Source organism: Pseudanabaena sp. PCC 7367 (assembly GCF_000317065.1).
GTDB lineage: Bacteria > Cyanobacteriota > Cyanobacteriia > Pseudanabaenales > Pseudanabaenaceae > Thalassoporum > Thalassoporum mexicanum.
The window spans coordinates 4544981-4557046 of record NC_019701.1 but is presented as its reverse complement, the minus strand read 5'-3'; the positions used below and the strand labels follow the sequence as shown (position 1 = coordinate 4557046).

The window sequence follows — 12066 nt, the reverse complement described above, 5'->3', positions numbered from 1 at the left end:
ATATTAGCTTCTAAATAGGAGTTCGGCTGTAAGGCCTGACGCAAATATTTAGAATATATGATTGCAAATTTAAATGGTTAAGGGTGGTTAATTTTAATATGTTCAACAATAGGCGTAGCGATCGCCAGCTTCATCTGGCCTTAACTTTGGGCGATCCGGCTGGGATTGGCCCGGAAATAGCTTTAAAAGCATTAGCGAACCCTGACCTGAATAAAAAATTAACAGGCTCAAATGTAAAAGTAACTATAATCGGCGATCGCCACCAATTAGAATCCCACTTTGCGGTGCTAAATAAACTTAGTTGCGAGCCGCTTGCTGATCCAGAAATAATAACTATACTCGACCTGGCTACCAATTTGGAAGTTGAAATTGGTCAAGGTAGTAAGTCCAGTGGTGCAGCTAGTTTTAAATACCTAGACACAGCGATCGCCCAAACCCTGGCGGGTAAATTTTCCGGTATTGTCACCGCGCCGATCGCTAAATCCTACTGGCAAATGGCCGGACATAGCTATCCTGGGCAAACTGAGTTATTGGCAGAGCGCAGCAATACCCAGAAATTCGGCATGATGTTTGTGGCTAAGTCTCCCCATACCGATTGGGTGCTAAAAACTCTATTGGCTACAGTGCATATCCCGCTGGCGGCAGTTACTCAAACCCTAACCCCGGAGCTAATCACCTGGAAACTGGATCTATTAAGGCGATCGCTCAAGACAGACTTTGGCATCGATCGCCCCCGCCTTGCCGTAGCTGGAATCAACCCCCACAGTGGTGAGGATGGCAATCTAGGCCACGAAGAAAAAGATTGGCTCCGTGATCTGCTTAGCAACTATCAACAAAAATATCCCGAAGTTGAGCTGAGTGCCCCAATCCCACCGGACACCATGTGGGTCAATCCCGGTAAAGCTTGGCATGATTCCGCTAAAACACACCTGGGCTATGATGCCTATCTGGCCATGTATCACGATCAGGGCTTAATTCCGGTCAAGCTGTTGGGCTTCGAGCAGGCCGTTAATACCACGATCGGCTTGCCGTTTGTGCGCACTTCTCCGGATCATGGCACTGCCTTTGATATTGCCGGGAAAGGGATCGCCAGTGCCGATAGCTTGATCGCGGCGATCGAATTGGCGGCAGCTTTGGTTGTCCGGCGGCATGAAACCCAAAAAGTTTGAATTTTCTGCCGGTTGCAGATCGCGCCGGGATTAAGGCCGGAAAGAAGCAAATTTGTAACTTATCGTTACGGTTAATTCAGGCGATCGCTTAAAAAAATTCTTTAGTTCCGCTCATCTGTATGCCCTGGGAAATGCTGCTTTATGCAAGCAAAAACCCCTTAAACAGGCGATTTGAGCCGCATTAAAGATCGCCCTGCATCACAAACCCGACCGTTTAGAAAACATCAGCGCAATCGAATTGTCAAGTTTTTTTAAAATATTTTCCAAATTTAGTTGTGCGATCGAGCCGCTACATGTAGTATATGACTCGTCAAAGCTAATGTAGATTTAGCGTTTGACCGCAAATTAGCACACAAACGAAGGATAGTATCATGACTAGCTATAGAGATCAACTCCATCCCTGGTGCATTTTATTAGCAATCACGGCCAAGAACGCGAAGCTAGTGAGTCGCTTCCGTCGCTGCCACGAAGCCCAGGCACACATCCAGGCTTTGCAACGGATGAATCCCGAAAAAACCTACAAATTGGTTTTTGATTCCAACACCAATATTAAATTGGGTACTAAAATGCCGGCTGCCAAGAATAAAAAGCAACCAGCAGTGCATTAGGCAAAAATTACTACTACCAATAGTATTCCGCCGGAAATTGTCGATTTCGTTTCGTTTTTTAAGTATAACTCTTCTTTTTGCTTCAGTTAACCGAGACTATTTACTGAGTTGAGTATTAATTTACTTAATTGAGCATCAAGCTGAAGGGTGGCATGGGGAAACCAATAAAGAAGAGAGTTATTACACTAGTGATTGAAATCAGGAGTATAAGTCTATTCTTGTACAATTAACAATCCACACAGGGCTATTTTGCCAAAATAAATTGTCTGAACATCAGCATAGTCTGAGTATTTTGCCTAATCATTGATTTGACCAAGTAAGTTAGGTTAGTTGCCTGCCACGATCGCGCCTTGTGGGTTAGCGAAAAGTCTCGAAGTCTCTGAACCATTTTGAGATATATCGTTTTTGCCTACATGTTGCTGAACTAATATTTTCTATATGTTCTAGGCGATCGATTAAATAGCAGATGTGATTATAAAGTGCAGCACTATAAATGCCTTGGTTTAAACCAGTTATCTATTAGCTATTAATTGTGGAACTGTTCCCCGCAGAATTGCTGGTTAGCAAAATATCAGATTGAGCAAGCATATTCATTGTTAATCCTATGAGCGCTTGATCTAAAGCTCAAATATTTAAACCTAAATATGCAATATTCGCACGAAGCCAACTAGCTGAATGCTGTGCCCTTAAGCCAGAGATCAGCTAGTTGCTTTATCGTTTGGGGGATGCAATATTTTGATTTGATTCAAAAACACTAGGCTAGTGCAGCTTCAAGAGACTTCTTTTGCATGCATACCTTATAGAGCGAAGCATTCAGGTCTCTACTTACACAACATCTCACTTGAAATAGCACTAGGAATATTCTCGATCGTTTAAATGCCGATTTTCCATCATAAATTCGCTACTACGCAGGACTAAATTATTTGGCGTTGCACATTGGTGGGATGATTTAACGATCATGCAATTGGTCAAACTGATTTCAGCCATATGCTTGAGATTTTTGTTGACGGCGTTTTCATTCCTGGATTATGCAATGCCAATTATTTGATGGTTTGCCGATCGCCTTGCTAAATCAAAATCCAAGTTCCAAGTTCGAGTTATTGCTATATGGTTTTAAATCATGCAGATTTTTAACCATTCCTACCAGCCAAGCCTCTCAACACAAATAGTTAGGTGGGTTCCGTAGGTTGATATATTTTGTAGCGATCGCCAGCAAGGTGAACTTTGGCATCAGAGGCTACATATTGCACGATCGGCAAGAGGCTATAAAATTAAATGCGACTTGATCTATGCAACATCTATGCAACTGACATAGATAAGAAGCAGGTCTTAAGTATTCAGGGCTTAAGTATTCAGGGCTGAGCCCCAAATCGATCGCAAGATCGCAGCATCCCTAAAAGCGTAACCAAACTCTAACCGAATCATATAAAAGCAAAGAGCCTATGCCGCGCCGTAATGACATTCAAAAAATTCTGCTGATTGGAGCCGGGCCGATCGTGATTGGCCAAGCCTGCGAGTTTGACTATTCTGGTACTCAAGCTTGTAAAGTGCTGCGTGATGAAGGTTATTACGTGATCCTGGTTAATTCCAACCCCGCCACGATCATGACCGATCCAGCAATGGCCGATCGCACCTACATTGAGCCGATCACGCCAGAAATTGTGGCTCAAATCATCGAAAAAGAGCGCCCCGATGCAATTTTGCCGACTATGGGTGGCCAAACGGCGTTGAATACGGCAGTGGCTTTGGCTGAAAATGGCACCCTCGATAAATTTGGCGTGGAGCTAATTGGTGCCAAGCTCGAAGCGATCCAAATGGCGGAAGATCGCAAACTATTCAAGGAGGCAATGGAGCGAATCGGCGTGGCGGTTTGTCCTTCCGGGCTGGCTAACACGATGGCTGAAGCACGGGAAATTGCCGCTCAGATCGGTACTTATCCATTAATTATTCGCCCTGCCTTTACCTTAGGTGGAACCGGCGGGGGGATCGCCTACAACCAGGAAGAATTCGAGGAGATCGCCGCCTCTGGTCTGGATGCTAGCCCCACTTCCCAGATTCTAGTTGAGCAATCGCTGATCGGTTGGAAAGAATACGAGCTAGAGGTGATGCGCGACCTGGCCGATAATGTGGTGATCATTTGTAGCATTGAAAACATCGATCCAATGGGCATCCATACCGGCGATTCGATCACGGTGGCTCCGGCGCAAACCCTGACCGATAAGGAATATCAACGGCTGCGGGACTATTCGATCAAAATTATCCGCGAGATCGGCGTGGAAACCGGTGGCTCAAACATTCAATTTTCGGTTGATCCAGAAACGGGCGATGTGATCGTGATCGAGATGAACCCCAGGGTTTCACGCAGTTCGGCACTGGCCTCGAAGGCTACTGGCTTCCCGATCGCCAAGTTTGCAGCCAAGCTGGCGGTTGGTTATACCCTGGATGAAATCCCCAACGACATCACCAAGAAAACCCCAGCTAGTTTTGAACCGACGATCGATTATGTGGTGACCAAGATCCCCCGGTTTGCGTTTGAGAAATTCCCAGGTTCCGAGCCAGTGCTAACCACCCAGATGAAATCAGTGGGTGAGGCGATGTCGATCGGTCGTACTTTCCAGGAGTCCTTTCAAAAAGCTTTGCGATCGCTGGAAACCAATCGCTATGGGTTTGGTGCCGATCGGCTTGAAGAAATGCCCAGCCTGGAACAGGTGAAAGCCAGCTTGCGAGTACCCAATCCCGAACGAATTTTCTCGATCCGGCATGGCTTCCTGCTTGGCCTGTCAGTGCCAGCGATCGCCCAACTCACTGGGGTTGATCCCTGGTTCTTGCAAAAAATGGGCGAGCTAGTGGATATGGAATTGGCGATTAAGGGTAATTCCCTTAGTGAAATTGATGCGGATCAAATGCTATCGATCAAGCAGATGGGCTTTAGCGATCGGCAAATTGCCTTTCTGACCAGCACCGATGAAGACGATGTGAGAATCCATCGCAAATCCCTGGGAATTGTGCCCGCCTACAAAACCGTTGACACCTGTGCCGCTGAATTTGAAGCATTTACGCCCTATCATTACTCCACCTATGAAACAGAGACCGAGGTACAACCCTCCGATCGCCGCAAGGTAATGATCCTTGGTGGTGGCCCCAACCGGATTGGCCAAGGCATTGAATTTGACTATTGCTGTTGTCATGCTAGTTTTTCGCTGCGGGATAAGGATTTTGAGACAATCATGGTCAATTCCAATCCAGAGACCGTCTCGACTGACTATGACACTAGCGATCGGCTCTATTTTGAACCACTCACCCGCGAAGATGTTTTAAATATTATTGAAACCGAAAAGCCAGAGGGGATCATTATTCAATTTGGTGGCCAAACCCCGCTCAAGCTTTCAGTTAAGCTACTCAGCTATCTAGAAGAGCATCAAGCCGAACTGGGCACCAAGATTTGGGGTACTTCGCCCGATTCGATCGATGCCTCTGAAGACAGAGAGCGGTTCGAGGCCATATGCAAAGATTTGGGCATTGTTCAACCCCGTAATGGTTTGGCTCGCTCCGAGGAAGAAGCGCTCAAGGTGGCCAGCAATATTGGTTATCCGGTGGTGGTGCGACCTAGCTATGTGCTGGGTGGGCGCGGCATGGAGGTGGTCTATTCCGATGAGGATCTCAAGGACTATATGTATAAGGCGATCCTGATCGAGCCAGAACACCCGGTTTTGATCGATCAATTCCTAGAAGGGGCGATCGAGGTAGATGTAGATGCGATCGCTGACCAAACAGGCAAGGTGGTGATCGGTGGCATCATGGAACACATCGAAGAAGCAGGGATTCACTCCGGTGATTCAGCCTGTGCAATTCCCACTTTCTCGCTGGCCGAAACCACCCTGAATACAATCCGCGAATGGACAATCAAACTGGCAGAGAAACTAAAGGTAGTGGGCTTGATGAATGTACAATATGCGGTGCAAATTAGTCCCAATGATCCTAAGTTGGCACAGGTGTATATTCTGGAAGCAAATCCCCGTGCCTCTCGCACCGTGCCCTTTGTGAGCAAGGCGATCGGTGTACCGCTGGTAGCCTATGCCTCGCGGATCATGGCAGGTGAAACCCTGGAGCAGCTTGGCCTGACCAAGGAAATAGTACCAAAGCACATTGCAATCAAAGAAGCAGTCTTGCCCTTTGCTAAGTTTTCGGGCACCGATACGATCCTGGGGCCGGAAATGCGTTCCACTGGCGAAGTGATGGGGATCGATACGGAGTTTGGGCGGGCGTTTGCCAAGGCACAACTGGCGGCGGGTCAAAAATTACCCCTAGAAGGCGCAGTGTTTATTTCCGTCAACGATCGGGATAAGGCTGGGGTGGCCGCTGTGGCTGAAGGCTTTGTTGATCTGGGCTTCCAGGTGATCGCCACCGAAGGCACTCACCGCATCCTCAAGAAAAAGAATATTAAGGCCGAATTGGTCTTAAAGGTGTCGGAAGGTCGCCCTAATATCAGCGATGTGATCAAAAATAAGCAGGTGCAAATTATTGTCAATTCTCCTAGTGGTGAGGAAGCTCAGGCCGATGGCAAATTAATTCGCCGTGCGGCACTGGTTTATAAGATCCCAGTGATTACAACGTTGGCAGGGGCAAAGGCGGTGATCGCCGCTATTCGATCGTTGCAAAATGAGTCGCTGGTGGTTAAACCAATCCAGGAATATGTATAAATTCTATCGGCTAAGTTACTGCTGAAATTAACGATCGCTTTATTTTTTGACTACACAGCAACTATGTTGTGGATAAGACGATCGACTGTGAGCCTAAGCATAATCCTGAAAATACCTAAGCTAGGAGTTGCAAAACTCTGTCTAGTTAACTTGAACCAGTAAGTCCACATCAAGACGGGAGAAAGGCGATGGTAGATTATAGGGCGATGCTGGGGCTACCCAGCTCAGCCGAACTACCAGGTTTCGATCGAGCCCCGGTGGATAACGAGATTCAATATCTCTTTGCCAGCCTATTACAAGGCATTCTTTGCGATGTTTGGGGCGATCGCCAGGATTGGTTCCTGGGCATGAATATGGGCGTTTATTATGATCTGGATAACCCAAAAGTGCCGATCGTGCCCGATTGCTTTTTGAGTCTCGGTGTACCTCGGCATAAGGATGAATTTGGGCGACGCAGCTATGTGATGTGGGAAGAAAACTTTATGCCACCGATCGTGGCGATCGAGCATGTGTCTCATATTTACAGGGGCGAATATGAAGCCAAGTTGCAAAGCTATCTCAAAATGCGATTGCTTTATTACATTGTCTATAACCCCGAATTTGCGCAACGGGATCAACATAATCGCCTAGAAGTATATAAACTCCAAAACTCAGGCTATGAGCTACATCAAGCTGGGCAAGAACCAATCTGGATGCCGGAAGTTGGCCTTGGCATTGGCAGGGAAATTGGTGTATTCAATGGCTGGGAGCGGGAATGGTTATATTGGTATGACCAAACTGGAAACCGATATCCAGATCCTGTTTGATATCAGTGATGCTGGTATTTTTATCCCTGGGGTATGACCAAAAAAAATAAGATCAGCGCCCTTTGCTAAAAAATCTTTAATTCAACACCACTGCCAGAAAATCAAATAACCACTCAGCCCCAACCAAACGTCAAATGTTGAACGTTAAATATTGAACGTCAAATATTGGCTAAATAGTCTGTGTTAAGGTGAAACAAATTCAGATTTAGGAGGCTAGGCAAGTATGGCGGCAGACAGAATCGGTAGTATGGACGATCGCAACCAGCTCCAATCCCCAAACCAAGTTACACCACTTCAACCTGAATTTAGTCATCCCGATCGGCCCATCACCCAAACTAGCCAACCATTACTGAGCTATAGCGTCTCGATGCCGCAGCCGCAGACCCATTTGTTGCAGTTGCAGTTGGTTGTTTCTAACTGGGATGCTGATTATTTAGACTTGCAATTGCCCGTTTGGACACCAGGATCTTATCTGGTGCGTGAATATGCCAAACATCTCCAGGATTTTGAAGCAGTTGATGGCAGTGGGGGGCAGCTACTATGGCAAAAAATCAGTAAAAACCATTGGCGATTGGAAACCCACGGCATTGATACCATTCAAGTCAGCTATCGTATCTTCGGCCATGATCTAACTGTCCGCACCAATCACATCGATGGCACCCATGCCTATTTCAATGGTGCTGCCACCTTTATGTATCTGCCTGGTCATGAAAACCAGCCGATCGCGGTCAAAATCAATCTGCCCTATGACAATTGGGCGATCGCTACCGCCCTGCCGGAAGTGGCTGGCCAACCGAATACTTTCTTTGCCAAGGACTTTGACACCTTGGTCGATAGCCCCTTTGAAGTGGGGATTCACCAGCGCGTTGAGTTTAATGTGCTGGGTAAACAACATCAATTTGTGGTCTGGGGCGAAGGCAACCCCGACCTGAACCAGATTATCCAGGACACTGCCGCAGTCATTGAAGAAGAAGCCAATATTTTTGGGGGCGGCCTGCCCTACGATCGCTATATGTTCTTGCTCCATCTCTCTGCCAGTGGTTATGGCGGGTTGGAACATAAAGATTGCTGCTCGCTCAACTATCCTAGATTTGGCTTCCGCAAGGAAAAATATCTCCGCTTTATTAACTTAGTCGCCCATGAATTCTTCCATACCTGGAATGTGAAGCGATTGCGCCCCAAGGAGCTAGAAACCTTTGACTACGGCCAGGAAAACTACACGCCCAGCCTCTGGTTTTGTGAAGGGGTGACCAGTTATTACGATCAAGTAATTCCCTTGCGTGCCCACATCTATGATGCCAAGCACTTTTTTAAACTGATTGGCGATAGCATCACCCGCTTTCAAACTAATCCAGGGCGGCAGGTACAATCGTTACGCGAGTCCAGTTTCGACACCTGGATCAAGCTCTATCGGCCAGAACCACACACACCCAATACCCAGGTATCCTATTACCTCAAAGGTGAACTGGTGGCCATGTTGCTAGATTTAATGATCCGCCACAAATTCCAGAATCAACGATCGCTAGATGATGTCGTCCAGGTGATGTGGGAAAAATTTGGCCGGATTGAAAAGGGCTTTAGCGAAACAGAATTGTTTGCCGTAATTGAATCGGTTGCCGATCAAAGCATTCAATATTTCCTCCATCAATATCTATATAGCACCAGCGAGCTGGACTATAATTTCTATTTTGAACCGTTTGGATTGGAAGTCCAACACAATTCTACACAGGATTATCCACCCTATTTGGGGATTAATCTGGATGGGGCAAATGGCGGCAGGTTGGTTAAGTTTGTCAGTGCCAATTCGCCGGCGCACCTGGCGGGAATCAGTCCTGGTGATGAATTGTTGGCGATCAATGGCATTCGCGTCAGCCAGGATAATCTGGTCGATCGCCTCCATGATTTCAAGGCTGGTGATGAGATTGAGCTAACTCTGTTCAGGCAAGATCAATTGGTAGACTCACGCCTGGTGCTGGATCAGCCGATCGCCGATCGCTACAACCTGGTGCATGTGCCGAATCCTACTAATGCCCAGAAACACAATTTGCGATCGTGGTTAATCGGCTAGCTAGGAACTGCTGGCTAATGCATTGATGATCACATCATCACTTGAGAGCCAGATTACTTGGTTAGCGATTATTTTTGCCCGCACTGATGCCTATTAATGCCTATTCATTCCCATTAAAAATCAGTATAGTCATCCCATCGGCGATCGTCATCAGACAGCTTTTTAAACACCAGGCACTGACTCCCAGGCAATAGACCTAAGCTGGTGTCGGGCTCAATAAATTCTGGCCGAAAGAAACGCCGCAACCGACTGGTGAGGGGGGAGAGATTGGCAAATAATTGCTGTCTAAAGAAAGCTTGCCCCACTGGCATTGCTCGCCAGGGTTCATAGGCGCGGTTGGTGGCAATAAACCGACAGACTTTTCTGATTGCTGGCCAGTTGGCATCATCGATCGCCAAAATACCACCCACCTTCAACAGCCGATCGACCAGAAAGAAGTCAATCAAGGTATGGTCAAAGGTATGCCAGCCATCAATGAACGCAAAATCTACTTTTACACCCTTAGCCTCAAGTTGGGGTAGGGCAATGTGTGAAGGTAATTCATGAAATTCAATGCGATCTTTGTGCCCCGCCCTTTCGAGATTACTAAGACCAATGCCCTGAAAGCTTCTGGTTTGGGCTGGATCGATCGTAATGTGGTGTGCGTTCGGGATATCAGCGAGGGCATCACAGATAAACATAGCGGAAACTCCATAGGCCAAGCCCACTTCAAGGGTGTTTTGGGGTTTGATATCGTTGATTATGCCCTGCAAAAATTCACCTTCTGTCTGTGAAACATGGGAGTGAACCTGGTACTTATCACCTTGGTTTGACTCAACCTGATTCGTGGCAATGATTTGCTCTAATACTGAATTCATTAACTACTCCTTTTTGCTGGTAGTCTCAAGCTAACAATGATATTTCTGCTTAGAACAAGACTAAACTTATGGTTTTTTTGCGGGAAAGTCCTTAATTCTGTAAAACGACCCTTTTGCTTTAGCAAATTTGGATGATCCTAGATCAATGCACTAAATGTACCAAGATTCCTAGATCTAAACTTTACTTGATGAGCTGCTTTTCCAAAATATTATTTGAGATGATTAGATTGTGCAAGATTGATATCACAATTCCAGGTTGAAGTAATCGCAGTTATTCACTAAGAGTCTTCAAAGTTCTGCATTAAATGAAGAGAGGAGCATTAGTAGCTAATCAATAGAGAAGAGATTAGAATAACTATGACTAGAATTACCCAATCTATTTTTGTTATTTCTGTTTTCCTCACTCAGATTTAGACTATGAATGTTGAAGCCCCCCCTCAGTCTGGCCAAACCATCAGCGCTACTGATGCCGATCGGCCGGCGATCGCTGCTGAAAAGCTAAGCAAAACCTATCGCACTGGTTTCTGGCTCGATCGCGTGGTCACGCCGCTTAAGGATTGCTCTGTGGTTGTACCAGCAGGAGAAACCTTTGGCCTATTGGGGCCGAATGGGGCAGGAAAGACAACCCTGTTGAAACTATTACTGGGCATTGTGCAGCCCACTGCCGGCAGTGGCAAGCTACTGGGCAGAGAAATTGGCGATCGCGCCACCAAGCACAAAATTGGCTATTTACCCGAAAATGCCTATTTCTACGACTACCTGACTGGCTGGGAATATCTTGACTTCATTGGCAAGCTATTTGGGATCGACAGCGCCACCAGAATTCAGCGCATGGCCGAATTATTAGATCTAGTCGGTTTGCCCCAGTCAGCAGCCAGGCGCAAGCAAGTTAAGCAATATTCCAAGGGGATGATGCAGCGATTGGGGATGGCACAGGCACTAATGAATGATCCAGAGCTGGTATTTTTAGATGAACCAATGTCTGGCCTGGATCCGCTGGGACGCTATCAAATCCGCGAAATTATTTTGATGCTAAAGCAACAGGGCAAAACCGTATTTTTTAATAGTCATGTTTTAGCGGATGTGGAAATTATTTGCGATCGCATTGGTATTTTAAATAAAGGTGAGTTGATCTGCTCCGGTACGCTCGATGATCTGTTGGGGGAGGCAACCTATTTTCAGGTGCGCGGTCAGGGTGGCACTCCAGAAGAATTGGAACATTGGCTGGATAATTTGGAGTTTCAGGGCAATAGCTGGCATGGTCAGTTGAATCAACGATCGCTAGCAGCACAGGCTGGTCTGGGAGAATCTGGCGAATCAGAAGAATCAGAAATTTCACCCGATCAGATTGGAACGATTAGTAATAATCCCGATCGCTTTATTACGGCGCTCACTAAAATGGATGCCAAGGTGATCGATCTACATTTGGCCAGACAGTCACTGGAAGAATTTTTTATTGGCCAGATCCGCCAGCAGCATCTCAACAATTCCAATGGTAGCGATGACGGCCGCTTGCAAGATAATGATGAAAATCCTGGCAAAGGCCAAAATGTTGCTCCGGTTAACTAAACTCAAGCAGAAATTAGCAAAATGGCTAAAAATCTAGCAGTAAAATGATCCAGATCAGGCTAAATTTTTAATCTGAGCTAAAATCTAGGCATACAAATCAAGCTCATAAAAAACTTTTGCTTATTTTTGACCATGATCATAGCCTTGGTTAGTAAGTAGTCATAATTAGCTAAGCCAAATTGCGCTCTGATTGTTCAAAAAAGGGTAAGTTTTTTGGTAAGGAATGGTGTCTTGGATCATTAGTGCTTTATTTACTAACCACGATTGGCGATCCTGGAGGTGATTATTT

At 46.2% G+C, this 12066-nt stretch carries 8 protein-coding genes; 6 read left to right on the top strand and 2 right to left on the bottom strand.

The window, feature by feature from the left end; all coding sequences use genetic code 11:
* Positions 1-98 precede the first annotated feature (98 nt).
* Positions 99-1169: a 4-hydroxythreonine-4-phosphate dehydrogenase PdxA gene (pdxA, locus tag PSE7367_RS18345; RefSeq protein WP_015166834.1), complete on the top strand. Its 1071-nt coding sequence runs from the start codon at positions 99-101 to the stop codon at positions 1167-1169.
* Positions 1170-1540: 371 nt separating this feature from the next.
* Positions 1541-1777 carry a hypothetical protein gene (locus tag PSE7367_RS18340; RefSeq protein WP_015166833.1) on the top strand — a complete coding sequence of 79 codons (237 nt, stop codon included), beginning with the start codon at positions 1541-1543 and terminating at the stop codon, positions 1775-1777.
* 852 nt (positions 1778-2629) lie between these two features.
* On the opposite strand, the gene PSE7367_RS23030 is transcribed toward PSE7367_RS18340, so the two are convergent.
* Positions 2630-2764: a hypothetical protein gene (locus PSE7367_RS23030; RefSeq protein ID WP_264314162.1), complete on the bottom strand. Its 135-nt coding sequence runs from the start codon at positions 2762-2764 to the stop codon at positions 2630-2632.
* Between the two features lie 455 nt (positions 2765-3219).
* Between PSE7367_RS23030 and carB the strand changes: the two genes are divergently transcribed.
* The 3 genes from carB (at position 3220) to PSE7367_RS18325 (ending at position 9351) form a co-directional block, all read left to right on the top strand.
* On the top strand, positions 3220-6477 hold the full coding sequence (carB, locus tag PSE7367_RS18335) for a carbamoyl-phosphate synthase large subunit (protein ID WP_015166832.1): 3258 nt from the start codon (positions 3220-3222) through the stop codon (positions 6475-6477).
* A 188-nt stretch (positions 6478-6665) separates the two neighbouring features.
* The gene (locus tag PSE7367_RS18330) at positions 6666-7283 is read left to right on the top strand and encodes a Uma2 family endonuclease (RefSeq protein WP_015166831.1); all 618 of its coding nucleotides are present in this window, start codon (positions 6666-6668) and stop codon (positions 7281-7283) included.
* 223 nt (positions 7284-7506) lie between these two features.
* Positions 7507-9351, top strand: coding sequence for a M61 family metallopeptidase (locus tag PSE7367_RS18325; RefSeq protein WP_015166830.1), 1845 nt, complete (start codon positions 7507-7509; stop codon positions 9349-9351).
* Positions 9352-9464: 113 nt separating this feature from the next.
* Here the strand turns inward: PSE7367_RS18325 and PSE7367_RS18320 are convergent, their stop codons facing one another.
* Positions 9465-10208 (bottom strand): O-methyltransferase, encoded by a 744-nt coding sequence (locus tag PSE7367_RS18320; protein WP_015166829.1) that lies wholly within the window; start codon positions 10206-10208, stop codon positions 9465-9467.
* A gap of 417 nt (positions 10209-10625) precedes the next feature.
* On the opposite strand from PSE7367_RS18320, the gene PSE7367_RS18315 reads away from it, so the two are divergent.
* Positions 10626-11777 (top strand): ABC transporter ATP-binding protein, encoded by a 1152-nt coding sequence (locus tag PSE7367_RS18315; protein ID WP_015166828.1) that lies wholly within the window; start codon positions 10626-10628, stop codon positions 11775-11777.
* Positions 11778-12066 lie beyond the last annotated feature (289 nt).